This window comes from Streptomyces sp. NPDC021224, assembly GCF_044332905.1.
Classification (GTDB): Bacteria; Actinomycetota; Actinomycetes; order Streptomycetales; family Streptomycetaceae; genus Actinacidiphila.
Map to the genome: position 1 here is coordinate 296,596 of NZ_JBIRPW010000007.1, position 14,995 is coordinate 311,590.

The 14,995-nt window shown below is 76.7% G+C and carries 13 protein-coding genes; 7 read left to right on the forward strand and 6 right to left on the reverse strand.

Annotated elements, in window-relative coordinates:
• Positions 1 to 5 precede the first annotated feature (5 nt).
• Together ACH4PY_RS20160 and ACH4PY_RS20165 are read right to left on the reverse strand one after the other, a co-directional pair.
• Positions 6 to 1,982: a helix-turn-helix domain-containing protein gene (locus ACH4PY_RS20160; RefSeq protein WP_398184219.1), complete on the reverse strand. Its 1,977-nt coding sequence runs from the start codon at positions 1,980 to 1,982 to the stop codon at positions 6 to 8.
• Between the two features lie 209 nt (positions 1,983 to 2,191).
• Entirely contained in the window at positions 2,192 to 2,971 is a 780-nt protein-coding gene (locus ACH4PY_RS20165; RefSeq protein WP_398184222.1) for a 3-hydroxybutyrate dehydrogenase, read from the reverse strand.
• A 271-nt stretch (positions 2,972 to 3,242) separates the two neighbouring features.
• On the opposite strand from ACH4PY_RS20165, the gene ACH4PY_RS20170 reads away from it, so the two are divergent.
• Both ACH4PY_RS20170 and ACH4PY_RS20175 read left to right on the forward strand, forming a co-directional pair.
• On the forward strand, positions 3,243 to 4,742 hold the full coding sequence (locus ACH4PY_RS20170; RefSeq protein ID WP_398184225.1) for a PHB depolymerase family esterase: 1,500 nt from the start codon (positions 3,243 to 3,245) through the stop codon (positions 4,740 to 4,742).
• Positions 4,743 to 4,842: 100 nt separating this feature from the next.
• Complete coding sequence (locus ACH4PY_RS20175; protein WP_398184228.1) at positions 4,843 to 5,838, forward strand: Acg family FMN-binding oxidoreductase; 996 nt, start codon at positions 4,843 to 4,845, stop codon at positions 5,836 to 5,838.
• Positions 5,839 to 5,868: 30 nt separating this feature from the next.
• On the opposite strand, the gene ACH4PY_RS20180 is transcribed toward ACH4PY_RS20175, so the two are convergent.
• Together ACH4PY_RS20180 and ACH4PY_RS20185 are read right to left on the reverse strand one after the other, a co-directional pair.
• Positions 5,869 to 6,951 carry a PP2C family protein-serine/threonine phosphatase gene (locus tag ACH4PY_RS20180; RefSeq protein ID WP_398184231.1) on the reverse strand — a complete coding sequence of 361 codons (1,083 nt, stop codon included), beginning with the start codon at positions 6,949 to 6,951 and terminating at the stop codon, positions 5,869 to 5,871.
• A gap of 147 nt (positions 6,952 to 7,098) precedes the next feature.
• Positions 7,099 to 7,875 carry an IclR family transcriptional regulator gene (locus ACH4PY_RS20185; RefSeq protein ID WP_398184234.1) on the reverse strand — a complete coding sequence of 259 codons (777 nt, stop codon included), beginning with the start codon at positions 7,873 to 7,875 and terminating at the stop codon, positions 7,099 to 7,101.
• A gap of 110 nt (positions 7,876 to 7,985) precedes the next feature.
• Between ACH4PY_RS20185 and ACH4PY_RS20190 the strand changes: the two genes are divergently transcribed.
• From ACH4PY_RS20190 to ACH4PY_RS20205, 4 genes are read left to right on the forward strand one after another with little or no spacing between them, the layout of a single operon-like run.
• The gene (locus ACH4PY_RS20190; RefSeq protein WP_398184236.1) at positions 7,986 to 9,197 is read left to right on the forward strand and encodes a cupin domain-containing protein; all 1,212 of its coding nucleotides are present in this window, start codon (positions 7,986 to 7,988) and stop codon (positions 9,195 to 9,197) included.
• Positions 9,194 to 10,060 (forward strand): fumarylacetoacetate hydrolase family protein, encoded by an 867-nt coding sequence (locus ACH4PY_RS20195; protein ID WP_398184239.1) that lies wholly within the window; start codon positions 9,194 to 9,196, stop codon positions 10,058 to 10,060. Before ACH4PY_RS20190 ends, ACH4PY_RS20195 begins: the two co-directional genes overlap by 4 nt.
• Positions 10,060 to 10,770: a maleylpyruvate isomerase family mycothiol-dependent enzyme gene (locus ACH4PY_RS20200; RefSeq protein ID WP_398184241.1), complete on the forward strand. Its 711-nt coding sequence runs from the start codon at positions 10,060 to 10,062 to the stop codon at positions 10,768 to 10,770. The genes ACH4PY_RS20195 and ACH4PY_RS20200 overlap by 1 nt, the downstream gene beginning before the upstream one ends.
• Before the next feature lie 60 nt (positions 10,771 to 10,830).
• Positions 10,831 to 12,138: an FAD-dependent oxidoreductase gene (locus tag ACH4PY_RS20205; RefSeq protein WP_398184243.1), complete on the forward strand. Its 1,308-nt coding sequence runs from the start codon at positions 10,831 to 10,833 to the stop codon at positions 12,136 to 12,138.
• A gap of 156 nt (positions 12,139 to 12,294) precedes the next feature.
• On the opposite strand, the gene ACH4PY_RS20210 is transcribed toward ACH4PY_RS20205, so the two are convergent.
• A complete protein-coding gene (locus tag ACH4PY_RS20210; protein WP_398184246.1) occupies positions 12,295 to 13,452 on the reverse strand; it encodes a nuclear transport factor 2 family protein in 1,158 nt (385 codons plus the stop codon).
• A gap of 96 nt (positions 13,453 to 13,548) precedes the next feature.
• On the opposite strand from ACH4PY_RS20210, the gene ACH4PY_RS20215 reads away from it, so the two are divergent.
• On the forward strand, positions 13,549 to 14,514 hold the full coding sequence (locus tag ACH4PY_RS20215; protein ID WP_398184249.1) for a LysR family transcriptional regulator: 966 nt from the start codon (positions 13,549 to 13,551) through the stop codon (positions 14,512 to 14,514).
• On the opposite strand, the gene ACH4PY_RS20220 is transcribed toward ACH4PY_RS20215, so the two are convergent.
• Positions 14,423 to 14,989 (reverse strand): CGNR zinc finger domain-containing protein, encoded by a 567-nt coding sequence (locus ACH4PY_RS20220; RefSeq protein WP_398184252.1) that lies wholly within the window; start codon positions 14,987 to 14,989, stop codon positions 14,423 to 14,425. The genes ACH4PY_RS20215 and ACH4PY_RS20220 overlap by 92 nt on opposite strands.
• Between the last annotated feature and the right edge of the window lie 6 nt (positions 14,990 to 14,995).

Sequence of the window (14,995 nt, forward strand, 5' to 3'; positions counted from 1 at the left end):
CGGCCTCAGGTGCCCGACAGCAGGTGCAGCCGGAGCGCGAGCTGGAGTTCCAGCGCGCGCTCCGGGTCGTTCCAGCCCGCGCCGAGCAGCGCCTGGATCCGGTCCAGGCGCTGTACCACCGTGTTGACGTGCAGGTGCAGCTCGTCCTTGGTGCGGGTGAGCGTGCCGCCGCAGGCGAAGTAGGCGGCGAGGGTGCGCACCAGCTCGGTGCCGCGCCGGGCGTCGTACTCCAGCAGCGGCCCGAGCGTCGCGGTGACGTACGACGCCACGTCGCGGTCGTTGCCCAGCAGCACGCCGAGGAAGCCGAGTTCGGCGGCGCCGGCGCCGTCGCCGGTCCGGCCGAGCGCCTGGAGCGCCTTCAGGCAGCGCAGCCCCTCGGCGTGCGCCTCGGCGATCGCCCCCGGCCCGGTAGCGGGCCCGCCCGCGGCGACCGTGACGGGCGCGCCGACCAGCGGGGCCAGCTGGGCGACGGCCGCGCGGGCGGCCGCGCCGGGCGGCGTCCCGTCGTGCGGGAGCAGCAGCACGACCGTGCCGGACTGCTCGGCGCTGATCCCGGCGCTGCCGAACAGGCAGCGGCCCGCGGCCGCGACCAGCTTGTCGTGGTGGGCGGGCGACGTCTCGGCGACGAGCACCAGGCAGGGCTGCGCCAGGTCGATGCCGAGCCGCAGGCCGCGCACCACCAGGCCCGCCGGATCGCGGTCGGGCGCGGTCAGCAGGTCGGCGACCAGTTCGCCGCGCACCCGGTTCTCGGTCTCGGCGACGGAGCGGCTGAGCAGCAGCAGGAGCGCGGTGACGACCCCGGCGCGCTCGAACAGCCGCCGGTCGGAGTCGTCGAGCCGCCCGCGCCCGTACAGCACGAGGCTGCCCAGCAGTTCCTGCCCGGCGAGCACCGCGCACGTCCAGCGGCCGTCGCGGAAGACCGCGCGGGCCGCGGCGTGCGAGTCGGCGGCGTGCCGTGCCAGGGACGCCGCCTCCGGGACCAGGCCGTCGAAGGCCCCGCCGCGGCGGCCGGCCGCGGCGAGGGTACGGCCCTCCGGGTCGTGCAGGGTGATCGGCCCGCCGAGCAGCCCGGCGACCGCGGCGGCCACCTCCGGCAGGTCGCCGCCGCGCAGCACCAGGTCGGTGAGCCGGTCGTGCGCCTCCTCGGCGCGCTGCATGGCGGCCGCGTGCTCGCGAATGACGGCGCCCGCCTCGGCGAGTTCGGTGATGGACCGGGCGGTGTCGATGGCGATGGCGGCGTGCGCGGCGAGCGAGCACAGCAGTGCCACCTCGTCGGGGGTGAACGGGCGCGGGGTGCGGTCGGCGGCGAACAGCACGCCGATCACGTCGCCGTCGGCGGCTCCGGCGGACGCGGACGCGCCGCCGCGCCCGCCGAGCACCAGCGGCACCCCGAGGATGCCGACCAGGCCCTCGTCCAGCACCCCTTCGTCGATCGAGCCGGTGTGCCGGAAACGCTCGTCGGTGCGGTAGTCGGGGGTGGCGTAGGGCCGGGCGAGCTGCGCGACGAGACCGCCGAGGCCGTCGCCGTAGCTCAGCCGCAGCCGCTGGAACAGCGGGGACACCGAACCGTCGGTGACCCGCATGTACGTGTCGCCCGCCTCGTCGTCGCGCAGCGTCAGGTAGGCGGTGTCGGTGCCCAGCAGCATCCGCGCCCGGCGCACGATGGACTGGAGCACCGCGTCGAGGTCGCGCAGCGCCGCGAGGTCGCCCGCGGTGTCGAAGAGCGCGGCCAGTTCGCTCTCCCGGCGGCGGTGCCGGCGCAGGACGCGGCGCACCCGCAGAGCGGTGCCGACGGCCTGTTCCAGCTCCGCGAGGTCGGCCGCCCCCGCGCCCGCGGCTCGGGCCCGCACGGTGACGGCCCCGTACTCCTCGGCGGGGGCGTCCTCGGCGACGAGCTCCAGGAGCCGCCGCAGGAAGGGCGCGACGGACGCGGTCTGCTCCCCCGGCTGCGGGGGCGCGGAGGGTGCGGGTGCTTCTGGCATCGGGACCACCGTGCGGGTAGGAGCGGCCCGCCCGGGGCCGCCGCGGCGGCCCTGCGCGGGAGTGCGGGCGGATCGTCGCACCTGGTACGGGCGAGGGCCGGAGCCGACGCGGGGCCCGAGACTACCGAGGCGGCCCGGCCCGCGTCAGCGCCCGTGGCCCGGCGGGGGGCGGGGGCGTGCCGGGGCGGCTCCCGTCCACACGACAGGCCCTAGTGGGCCGTCCAGCCGCCGTCCACCGGAAGCGAGCTGCCGGTGATGTAGCCGGTGTGCTGCGAGCACAGCCACAGGGCCGCGGCGGCCACCTCGGCCGGTTCGATGAGCCGCTTGATCCCCGTCCGTTCGAGCATCACCCGCTCCACCACCTCGGACTCGGGGATGCCGTGCCGGGCGGCCTGCCCGGCGATCTGGTTCTCGACCAGCGGGGTGCGCACGTAGCCGGGGTTGATGCAGTTGCTCGTGACGCCGTGCGGGGCGCCCTCCAGCGCCACGGTCTTGCTGAGCCCCTCGAGGGCGTGCTTGGCCACGACGTACGCGGACTTGTAGGGGCTGGCCCGCAGCCCGTGCACGGAGGAGATGTTGATGACCCGTCCCCAGCCGCGCGCGTACATGTGCGGCAGGGTGCGGCGCAGGATCCGGAACGGGGCCTCGACCATCACCTGCTGGATGAGCGTGAAGCGCTCCGGCGGGAATTCGTGCACCGGGGCGATGTGCTGGAGCCCGGCGTTGTTGACGACGATGTCGGCGTCCGCGGGCAGGCCGTCCACGGCGCCGGGGTCGGACAGGTCGGTGACCAGGCAGGTGCCGCCGATCGCGGCGGCCACCTCCTGGGCCGCGGCCGCTGCCCGGTCCACCACGTACACGGCCGCGCCGGCCTCGGCGAACGCCGTCGCGCAGGCCTTCCCGATACCGCTGGCGGCCCCGGTGACCAGGGCCGTGCGCCCGGCGAGGAAACCCGCGCCGCCGGGGCCGTGGCTGTCAGTGCTCTCCATGGCCGTCACGCTAGGAACGTTGCGGGGGCGCGCACACGTGGGCGGCGGCCATACTTCCCGCCCCGGTCATGGTGGCCGGACCCATGCCGGACCGGACCGCGCGGGAGCGCGCGGTGCCGTCCGGCGGCACCCACCGCGGGCGCGGGCCCGCAATGGCGGCGGCCGCCACTGGCCCGGCGCATCGGTGGCGGTCCGTCACCTGTCGGGCCCGCGGGGGGCGGTCCTAGCGTCCACGCGAGTCCGACCAACGGATCCCCCCATGGAGCCGACGATGCCTCTTCCCCCCGGTCCTCCCCCGTCCTCCCTCGTCTCCCCCTCCCGCCGTCCCGTCGCGACGGCGGTCCTCGCCGTCCTGGCGCTGCTGGCCGCCGGTCTCGGCGTGTCGGTGTCCTGGTCCGCGGCCCCGGCGCGCGCGGCGGGCCTGACGCAGGTCTCCTCGTTCGGGTCCAACCCGGGCAACCTCACGATGTACGAGTACGCCCCGGCGAACCTGCCGTCCGGCGCGCCGCTGGTGGTCGCGCTGCACGGCTGCACGCAGAGCGCCGCCGACTACTTCGCCAACTCCGGCTGGCAGAAGTACGCCGACCTGTGGGGCTTCGCGCTGGTCCTCCCGCAGACCGGCGCCGCGAACAACGCCCTGTCCTGCTTCAGCTGGTTCGACTCGGCGAAGGACTCCCGCGGCAAGGGCGAGGCCGCCTCGGTCGTGTCGATGGTGACCGCCGCGAAGGCCCAGTACGGCTCCGACGCCCGGCGGGTGTACGTCACCGGTCTGTCGGCCGGCGGCGGGATGACCGCCGACCTGCTCGCCGCCTACCCCGACGTCTTCGCCGGCGGATCGGTCGACTCCGGGCTGCCCGCGCAGTGCGCGGCCACGCAGGCCGCCGCCTCGCAGTGCCAGTACGGCAGCCTGGGCCTGACCCCCGCGCAGTGGGGCGACAAGGTCCGGGCCGCCGACCCGGGCTACGGCGGCCCGTGGCCGCGCGTCGCGATCTGGCAGGGCACGTCGGACACCACCGTCCAGCCGGTCAACGCCACCGAGCTGCGCGACCAGTGGACCGACGTGTGGGGCATCGGCCAGACCGCGTCCCGTACCGAGTCGCTGCCCGGCGGCACCACGCTGAGCGTCTACGACGACGCGCAGGGCAGCCCCGCCGTGGAGCTGTACCAGATCTCCGGGATGGGCCACGGCCTGGCCGTCGACCCGGGAACGGCCACCGAGCAGTGCGGCGCCACCGGCGCGTACTACGCCGACACCATCTGCTCCAGCTACTGGACCGCCCGCTTCTGGGGGCTGGACGGCCCCGGCGGCGGCGGGGGCACGGGGTCGCTGCCCGCGCCGACGGGCCTGACGGTGACCTCGGCGGCCGACACCTCGGTCGCGCTGGGCTGGACCGCCGTCACCGGCGCCGCGTCGTACACCGTCTACCGCGACGGAGCCAGGGCCGGTACGGCCACCGGCCCGTCGTTCACCGACACCGGCCTGACGGCCGGGACCTCGTACACCTACACGGTCGCGGCGGTCGACTCCGCGGGAACGGCGGGACCCGCCTCCGCGGCGGTCACCGCCCGGACGACCGGCGGCGGCACCGGCGGGGCCTGCTTCACCGCGAACAACTACGCACAGGTCGCGGCGGGCCGCGCCCACCAGAGCGGCGGCCACGCCTACGCCGACGGATCCGGCCAGGACATGGGGCTGTGGAACGTCTTCGTCGTGCACACGCTCCGGCAGACCGGGACGGACTACTACGTGATCGCCGACGGGACCTGCTGAGCGCCCGCCCCTCCACGGCCGGGGCCGCGTCGCCCCGCCGTGGAAGGGCGGGTCCGGGCCGCCTGCACGTACGCTGGAAACGGAGCGTGAGGAGGCGTCCATGACGACCGGAACAGTGGCACGGGCACTGGACCGGGCGACGCTGGAGAAGCTCGTCGCCGCGGCCGTGACAGCGCCCTCGATCCACAACACGCAGCCGTGGCGGTTCCGCCTCGACCCCGCCACCACCACGGTGGAGGTGCACGCGGCGCCGGACCGGGCGCTCAACTCCATCGATCCCGGCGGGCGGGGCCTGCACATCTCCGCGGGCGCGGCGGTGTTCAACCTGCGGGCCGCCGTGGCGCACTTCGGCTGGGAGCCCGTCGTCCGGCTGCTGCCGCGCCCCGCCGACCCGGGCTTCCTGGCGGCGGTACGCCCGGCCGGACCCCGCGGGCTCGGGGAGCGGTACGGGGAGGCGGAGCTGTACGAGGCGCTCTGGCACCGGCACAGCAGCCGCGTCCCGTTCACCGGTCCCCCGGTGCCGTCCGAGATGCGCGCGGAGATCGCGGCGGCCGCCGCCGCGGAGGACACCCGCCTGGTGTTCCCCGGGGAACGGGAGACGGCCCGCGTCCTGCACCTCACCTCCGAGGCCGAGTGGCGCGGTCTCGCCGATCCCGCGCGGGCCGCGGAGAGCCGGGAGTGGGTGCGCGACCAGGGCGCCAGCGGTGTCCCCACCTCGGCCTTCCCCACCCGTGACACCACCGGGCGGATGCCGGTGCGCGACTTCACCGCGGGTCTCGGCGTCACGCCCCGGCTGCCGGAGGCCTACGAGCAGCGCCCCGCCGTGGCCGTCCTCGGCACCGTGGGCGACGAACCGGCGGACTGGCTGCGGGCCGGGCAGGGGCTGGAACGCGCCCTGCTGGTCGCCACCGCGCACGGTGTCCGCGCGTCGCTGTTCAGCCAGGCGGTGGAGTGGCCGGACCTGCGGTGGGCCCTGCGGGACCCGCGCGAGGAGTACGTGCACGTGCAGATGGTGATGCGGTTCGGCTACGGGCCGGAAGGACCCGCGACGCCGCGCCGTCCCGTCGGCGACGTGCTCGACGCCCCCGGCACCTGAACCGCCCTTACCCGGCGCCGGGCGCGACGCTCAGGTCCAGGTGAGCGCGAGGAGCGCCGCGTCGTCGTGGGTGCGGCCGTCCGCGTAGGCGCACGCGTCCCGCTGGAGCCAGTCGAGGAGGGCGTCCGGGGCGGTCCGCCGGGGGCGCGCGCGGAGCCGGTCGGCGAGCGGGTAGAACGCGCCGGTGGCGTCGCGGGATTCGGTGATGCCGTCGGTGTAGAGCAGGACGGTGTCGCCGTGCCGCAGCCGGACGGCCGCGGGGGCGGGCCCCGGTTCGGCGCCGGTCGGCAGACCGCCCAGGCCGAGCGGCAGTCCGGGGGCCGCCGGGACGTCGAGCGCGTCCTCGCCGCGCAGCAGGAGCGGCGGCGGGTGCCCGCAGGACAGCGCGCGCATGCGGCCGTCGGGGGCGATCTCGACCAGCAGCGCGGTGACGAAGCCCTCGGCGTCGGTGAGGTAGCGGCGCAGGCTGAGCTCCAGCCGGCCCGCGAGACCCTCCAGGGTGGGGTGGTCGAAGGCGGTCTCGTGGAAGCAGCCGAGGACGACGGCGCCGGTGGCCACCGCTTCGAGCCCCTTGCCCCGCACGTCGCCGATGAGCACCCGCAGGCCGAATCCGGTGTCGGCGACCGCGTAGACGTCCCCGCCGATGCGGGCGAACTGCGCGGCCGCCCGGTAGCTCGCGGCGATACGGAAGGCGCCGACGGCGGGCGGCGGCGGGCGCAGCAGCGCGCGCTGCACCGTCTCGGCGACGGAGGTGACCTCCACCAGGCGCGCGGCCGCCTGCCGCCGCCGGGTGACCACGAAACACGCCACGGCGGCGACGGCGAGCGAGGCGACACTGGTGCCCGCGGCGGCGCCGAAACGCGCGGGTTCCACGGCGAGGAACGCCCAGCGGGTCGCGGCCACCACCACGGCCGAGGCGACGATCACCGGCGGGCCGAAGGCGAGCGCGACCAGGGCCGGGACCGCCACCAGCACGGACGGTACGTGCGAGCGCTGGGAGGTGCCGAGTTCCAGGCCGAGCACGAGGACGTAGAGCAGGACGGTCGCCGCCAGGACCACGGCCCGCACGAACCCCGTCGCGGCCGCCTCCTCCTCCCCGCTCGCTCCCGGCACCCGCACCCTCCTCACGCCGTCCGCCCGCACTCGGAGTGAACCGTCCGTGACCGCATGGTGCCTCATGAGCGCGCGGGTGGCGGGCGGGACGCTCCGGGGCCCGCCGACATCGGCCGCCGCCCGGGGGTACCGGGGCGGGGGCCGGTCTCAGTCGTGGGCCGCGAGGTCCTGCTCCAGCCGGTGCGCGGTGCTCTCCAGGGCGCCGACCAGGGACCGGAGGCGGTGGGGGTCGTAGCGGATGCCAGGCATCGAGACCGAGAGCCCGGCCACCGCGGTGCCGTCCCGGTCGCGGACGGGGACGCCGACGGCGACCAGGCCGCGTTCGGACAGCTCCTTGTTGACGGCGAAACCGTTGCGGCGCAGCCGGGCCAGCTCCGTCCGCAGCGCCGCCAGGTCCGGGCGGTCGGCGGGGCGGTCACGGTAGCGCTCGGGCGCGTACACCTCGGCCAGCTGCTCGTCGGACAGCTCGGCCAGCAGCAGCAGGCCCGCGGTGGTGCGGTGCGCGGGGAAGACCATGCCCTCGCGCGAGCCCACCCGCAGCGCCTGGCGGCTCTCGGCGCCGGCGATGAAGCGGGCGGTGTCGCCGGTGCGGACGGTGAGGTTGGCGGTCTCGTCGAGCAGGTCGACCACCCGGCGCAGGTGCGGCAGGGCGGCGGCGCGCAGCCGGGAGACCAGGGACTGCGAGTGCGCGGCGAGTTCCAGGACGGGCCCGGCGCGGTAGACCCGGTCGTCGCCCTGCACGGCGAAGTCGCGGTAGACGAGCATCGCGAGGATCCGGTGCGCGGTGGAGCGGGCCACGCCCAGGCGCGCGGCGATCTGCGAGACGGTCGCCCCGCCCTCCATCTGGAGCATCGTCGCGACGCGCAGCGCGTGGTCGACGCTCGTGACGGGGTAGGGCGGCGGTGTCTTGAGCGGCTTGTCCACGAGGGCTCTCTCCCGGTTCCGCGCTCCCGCGCTCGGCTCGGCCGAGACCATTGGTTCTGCTGTGCAGAATCTCGGTGTTCTCCTGGAAGACAGGATGCACCCTGAGCCGTGTGACACAGTCCTCCACCGCACATGACACCGCGCGGGACACCGCGCCGGACACCACCCTGGGCGTCCCGGCTCCCCCGGCCTCCCCGGTACGGCTCCAGGCCGTCGCCGCGGCGGGGCAGCCCGACGTCACCCCCGCGCTCGACGACCTCTACCGCGGCTTCGAACAGCAGCTGCTCGTCCCGCTGTGGACGCAGATCGGCGACCTGATGCCCGCGCACCCGCACTCGCGCGCCGTACCGCACCTGTGGCGCTGGGAGCGGCTGCGCGCACTGGCCGCGCAGGCCGGCGACCTGGTCCCGGTCGGCCGCGGCGGCGAACGCCGGGCCATCGCGCTGGCCAACCCCGGGCTCGGCGGGCGGCCCTTCGCCACCCCGACGCTGTGGGCGGCCATCCAGTACCTGATGCCCGGTGAGGACGCCCCCGAGCACCGGCACACCCAGCACGCCTTCCGCTTCGTCGTCGAGGGCGAGGGGGTGTGGACGGTCGTCGGGCGCGACCCGGTGGCCATGCGGCGCGGCGACTTCCTCCCGCAGGCCGGGTGGAACTGGCACGCCCACCACAACGCCACCGCCGAGCCGATGGCCTGGATCGACGGGCTGGACATCCCCTTCCAGTACACCAGCGAGAGCCAGTTCTTCGAGTTCGGCCGGGACGGGATCAGCGACGCCGAGCGCATCACCCCGGACCGCTCGCGCTCCGAGCGGCTGTGGGGCCACCCGGGTCTGCGCCCGGTGTCCGCGGGCCCCACCGGTCCCGGCTCGCCGCTGCTGGCCTACCGCTGGGAGCACACCGACCGCGCGCTCGCCGACCAGCTCGCGCTGGAGGCCGAGGGCCACCGCGGCACGGTGGAGCCCGGCCACGCGGCCGTCCGGTTCACCGACCCGGCGACCGGCGCCGACGTGCTGCCGACCCTGCGGGCCGAGATGCACCGTGTCGCGCGCGGCGCCGAGACCGCGCCGGTACGGGCCACGGGCTCGTCCGTCTACCAGGTCTTCGACGGCTCCGGCCGCGTCACCGTGGGCGACGCCACCTGGTCCGTCGCCCGCGGCGACCTGTTCGCCGTCCCCTCCTGGCAGCCCTTCTCGGTCCGCTCCGAGGCGGGCGCGACCGACTCCGACTCAGGCGCCCTGGACCTCTTCCGGTTCAGCGACGCGCCCGTCTTCGAAGCCCTGCGGCTCGACCGCGCCCTCGTGGAAGGAAACCCCCGATGAAGCTCGCCACCCTGCGCACCGGTGACGGCACCCGCGCCGTACGCCTCGACGGCGACGTCCTGGTCGACCTCGGCGCCCCCGACGTCGGCGCCCTGCTCGCCGCCGAGGGCTGGGCCGGGCGCGCGGCGGCCGTCTCCGCGGCGGACGCGGTGACCTACCCGGCGGCCGGCGCGGACCTCGCGCCCGTGGTGCCCGCGCCCTCGAAGGTGGTGTGCGTCGGCCTCAACTACCGCAACCACATCCAGGAGATGGGCCGCGACCTGCCCGAGCACCCCACGCTCTTCGCGAAGTTCGCCGACTCCCTGATCGGCGCGGGCGACGACATCGTGCGGCCGGACGAGACGCACGGCTTCGACTGGGAGGCCGAACTCGCGGTCGTCGTCGGCGCCCCGGTGCGGCGGGCCCGCGGCGCGGCGGCCGAGCGGGCCGTCGCGGGCTTCACCGTGCTCAACGACATCACGTGCCGCGACTGGCAGTTCCGCACCCGCGAGTGGCTGCAGGGCAAGACCTGGGACTCCACCACCCCCGTCGGCCCGTACCTGGTCACCCCCGACGAACTGCCCGGCGGGGTCCGTCCGGTGCTGGACGTGCGGCTGCTGGTGGACGGCGAGGTCATGCAGTCCGACAGCACCGGCGACCTGCTGTTCGACCCGGTCGCGCTGGTCGAGTACGTCTCCACCGTCGTCCGGCTGAACCCCGGCGACGTCATCGCCACCGGCACCCCAGGCGGGGTCGGCCACGCCCGGCGCCCCGAGCGCTACCTGCTCGGCGGCGAGACCGTCGTCACCGAGATCTCCGGCATCGGGCGGCTGGAGAACCGCGTCGTCAAGGAGGCCGCCGGGGCGCAGGAGCAGGTGTCCTGATGCCGCGCACCCTCGCCGACGCCCGGCAGTGGACCGCGGCCGGCACCGAACTGCTGCTGCGGGCCGCCCGCTGCCTGGACGAGGCCTCGCTCGCCGCGCCGAGCGCGCTGCCCGGCTGGAGCCGCGCGCACGTCGCCGCGCACGTCGCGGCCAACGCCGACGCACTGTCCAACCTGGTGCGCTGGGCCGCCACCGGCGTGCCCACCCCGATGTACGCCTCCCCCGAGGAGCGCGCCGCGGGCATCGAGCAGGGCGTGGCCCTGCCGGCGGGCGAGCTGCACGCCCGGCTGCGCACGTCGGCCCGCGAGCTGGAGGCGGGCATGGACGCGCTCGGCGAGCGGGAGTGGGCCGCCGAGGTCGTCACCGCGCAGGGCAGGACCGTACCGGCGTCCGAGGTGCCCTGGCTGCGCGCCCGCGAGGTGTGCGTGCACGCGGTGGACCTGGCGGGCGGCGTGACCTTCGCCGACCTGCCGGCCGGTTTCCTGGCCGCGCTGTGCGACGACATCGCCGCCAAGCGCGCCGCCGCGCCGGGCCCGGCCGTGCGTCTGCGCGCCCCCGGCGCCGCGGGCGCGTGGGAGCTGCCCGGCGACGGCGAGCCCGCGCTCGTCACGGGCGGGCTGCCCGTGCTGGCCGCCTACCTGGCCGGGCGCGGCGCCGGCCCGCTCACGGCGGACGGCGCGCCCGCGCCCGCGCTGGGCGCCTGGCTCTGACGGCCGGCCCGCCCCGGACCCCGCCGCCTCCCGTACGGAACAGATCACGAGGTACCGAGCATGACACCCGACTCCTCCCCGGCCGTGTGCCCCGACGTCATCGTCGTCGGCGGCGGCATCGGCGGCCTCGGCGCCGCCTTCGCCCTGGCCCGGCAGGGCCTGCGGGTGCGCGTCCTGGAGCGCGCCCCGGAGTTCGGCGAGGTGGGCGCGGGGCTCCAGATCGCGCCCAACTGCACCCGCATCCTCGCCGAGTACGGCCTGCTGGAGGAGGCCCGGGACCTGGGCGTCGTCCCCGAGCACATGGTGATGCGCGACGCGCTCGACTCGCGCGAGCTGACCCGGCTGGACCTGCGCGACCTGGAACGCCGCTACGGCTTCCCGTACATGGTCATCCACCGCAGCGACCTGCACGGCATCCTGCTGCGGGCGTGCGGACGCGCCGGGGTCGAGCTGCTGACCGACCGCACCGTCACCGGCTACGAGAACACCGCCGAGGGCGCGCTGGTGCGGCTCGCGGACGGCAGCGCGCAGCAGGCGCCGCTGGTCGTCGCCGCCGACGGGCTGCACTCGGCGGCCCGCCGCCAGCTGGTCGGCGACGACGTCGTCAGCTCCACCTACGTCGCCTACCGCGCGGCCGTGCCGATCGACGCGGTGCGCGGCAACGGCGTCGCCGAGCGCGACGTGACCGTGCACGTCGGCCCGCGCTGCCACTTCGTGCAGTACGCGCTGCGCGGCGGCGAGATGTTCAACCAGGTCGCCGTCTTCCAGTCGCCCAAGGCGCTCGCGGGCCGCGCGGACTGGGGCACCCCGGACGAGCTGGACGCCGCCTTCGCCGCCACCGGCGACACCGTGCGCAAGGGCATCCCGCTTATGTGGCGGGACCGCTGGTGGCAGATGCTCGACCGGGACCCGGTCGACACCTGGGTGCACGGCCGTGTCGTGCTGCTCGGCGACGCGGCGCACCCGCCGCTGCAGTACATGGCGCAGGGCGCGATCATGGCGATCGAGGACGGCTGGGTGCTGGCCCGGCACTACGCCCGGCAGGCGGAGGCGGCCCCGGCGGCGGGCGGACGGCCCGACTGGGACGCGGCGCTCGCCGCCTACCAGACGGTCCGCGTCGAGCACTGCCGCCGGGTGCAGACCACCGCCCGCGCGTGGGGCGAGCTGTGGCACCTCGACGGCGAGCAGCGGCTGCGCCGCAACGCGGTGCTGCGGGCCCGCGACACGTACGACTACTCCTTCACCGACTGGGTGTACGGCCCGACCGCGCTCACCCCGCAGGAGGAGCCGCCGATGTTCACCCCGGTCCCGCTCTCCTCCGCCTCCGCGCGGACCGACGCCCCCACGGCTGCGGGCAGCGGCCTCTGACGCGCGCCCGGCGGGAGGACGGCCGGGACGTACGGGAGCAGATCCGGTACCTCCACGAGCCGTCGCCGGGCGGGCGATCCGGTGATCCCGATGCCGGGGCCGCGACGAACCGGTGACGTCGGCCCGGGAAGGGCTCGCCCACGCGTCTCGCGGGGCTCAGGTGTGGCGGTGGTAGGCCTTGTTGGCGATGCGCCAGCCGTCCCCGGTGCGCACCAGCAGGAAGACGTCGGTGAAGCGGTCCGGGCCGTGGACGAGGGTCATCCGGGCGGTGGCGGCGCTGCCGTGGACGTCGACGGAGTCGATCCGGCGGGTGCGCGCGTCCTCGTCCGGCGCGGGGCGGCCGGGGAAGAGTGCGCAGTAGTCGTCCAGCGTCCAGGAGACGAACGACCCGTCGCGCAGGCCCTCGACGTGGGCGGTGGGCAGGAACGCGGCGCGGAAGTGCGCCGGGTCGCCGGTCGCGTGGCCGCGGGCGTACGCGCGCAAGGGGGCGAGGACGGCCTCGTCCGGTGCCGGGGCCGCGGCGGCGGCCGCGATGTCCGCCTCCGGGGCGGCGGGTGCCGCGGCGAGCGCGGTGGCCGCGGGCAGCGGCGCGCCCGACGCGGCGGCCAGCAGGTCCATGTCCTTGACCAGCGCGGCGAGGGTGAAGTCGGCGGTGGCGGGCGCCGGTCCCCCGTCGAGGAAGGCCCGCTTGCGGGCGGTGAGGCCGCCGAGCTGCCCCATCTCCAGGACGTCCAGCACCTCCGTGCGGGGCAGGCCGAGGGCGTCGCCCTGCCGCAGGCACGCGCCGAGGGCGAGCACCGCGCCCGCGAGCCCTGCGTTGGCGACGAGCTTCAGCGCGGCGGCGGCGCCCGCCCCGGCGGCCGGGTGCACGGTGCCGAGGGCGTCCAGGACCGGGCGGGCCCGCAGCAGGGCGTCGGGCTCACCGGCCGCGAGGATCCGCAGGGTGCCCGAGGCCGCGGCGGGCACCGAGCCGAGGAAGGGCGCGTGCACGTAGGCCGGGCCCGTCCGGCGGGCGAGGTCCGCGGCCTCGGCGGGCGCGACGGTCGCGGTGTTGACGACGACGGCACCGGGCCGCAGCGCGCCGCGGATCGCGTCGAGCACCTGGTGGCAGGCCCCGCCGTCGAAGAGGGCCAGCAGGACGGTGTCGGCGTCCGCGACGGCGGCGGCCGGTGTCGCGGCCGCCGTGACGCCGGGTACGGAGCGGCCGGAGCGCGTCCAGCCGGTGACGCGGTGGCCCTCGGCGGCGAGACGGGCGGCCGCCGCGCCGCCCATGCGTCCCAGGCCCAGGACGGCGACGGTATGTGCTGTGGTCATACCGAAAAGCCTCGTCGGCGGCGAGGCATGCGACAAGCGACGATTGCGCAGGGCAGCTCTGCGCGCAGCGCATGGCTGACCGGCATACTGTCGGCCATGGACCTCACCGTGTGGCGGACCTTCGTGACGGTGTGCCGACTCGGCTCGCTGTCGGCGGCGGCCGCGGAACTGCACCACACCCAGTCCGCCGTCTCCCGGCAGATCGCCGGACTCGAACGGCAGCTCGGCGTGCCGCTGGTGGAACGGCACGCCCGCGGGGTGCGCCCGACGGCCGCGGGCGAGGTCTTCCGGCGGCACGCGCCGGCCGCGCTGCACGAGGCCGACCGGGCCGTGCGCGCCGTGCGCGAACTGCGCGAGAGCGAGCAGGTCCGGCCGCTCGCGGTGGGCGCGACGCCCTCGCTCGCCGCCGGGGTCGTCCCGCAGGCCGTACGCGAACTGCTGGCGGACGCCGGGCCCGTGCGGTGGAGTTTGCTGCCCGCGCTGAGCGCGGAGCTGCACGGCCGGGTGGCCGCCGGGGAGCTGGACGTCGCGGTGGTCACCGACGCGCCGCCGGGGCTGCCGCACGACCCGCGGGTGGAGCAGCACCCGCTGGGGACCGACGAGATGGTGGTGGTGCTGCCCGCCGGTCACCCGCTCGCGGGCGGCGGGCCGCTGCGCATCGAGGAGCTGGCCGGTGAGACCTGGGCCGAGGACAACGACGGCTCGGCGGCGCTGCTGCGCGCGCAGGCCGCCCGCGCCGGGGTCACGCCCCGGATCGACCTCGCCGCCGCCGACCTGCCCGGCAAGCTCGCGCTGGTCGCGACCGGCCTCGCCGTCGCGCTGGTGCCCGGCGTGCTGGTGCCCGCGCTGCGGGCCGACGTGACCGCCGTGCCGCTGGCCGACCCCCCGGCCCGCGGCATCCACGCCCTGACCCCGCGCCGCGACCCGCACCCGCTCGCCGCGGCGCTGCTCGGCCGGCTCGCGGCGGGCGTCACGCGTGCCCGCGCCGGTGGGCCGCGACCCGCTCCCGGGTCGCACAGCGCCGCGAGCAGTAGCGGCGTTCCAGGCCCCGGCTCCGGCTGACGAACACGGTGCGGCAGGCGGGCGAGGCGCACACCGCGCCGGGCGGCGCCTGCCGCTCCCAGAGCAGGACCGTGAGCGCCATGCAGGAGGAGGCGAGGAACCACTCGTCCCAGGGCGCCTCGTCGTCGCTGTCCAGGTGCGGGTGCCAGGAGGACGCGCCGCCGTGCGCGGTCAGCCGCAGCGGCCCGGTGTGCTCGCGCAGCAGCCGGTTGAGGACGTCGGCGGCGGCGTCCGTGCGGGCGGCGGTGAAGACCTCGCGGAGCAGCGCGGCGGCCGCGCGCATCCCGGCGACGTCGGCGGCGGTGAGCCCGTCCGCCGGCTCCCCGTACGCGGTGAGCACCGCGGCGACCTCGGCCGGGGCGGGGTCGCCGCCGTCGAGCACGTTGACGAGGGCGGCGGCGCGGTCGGCCATCTCCTGGACGGAGTGCCGGGCGGATCTGTCGTCTGCGGGAGGCACCGGCGCACTGTAACGCATATTGCC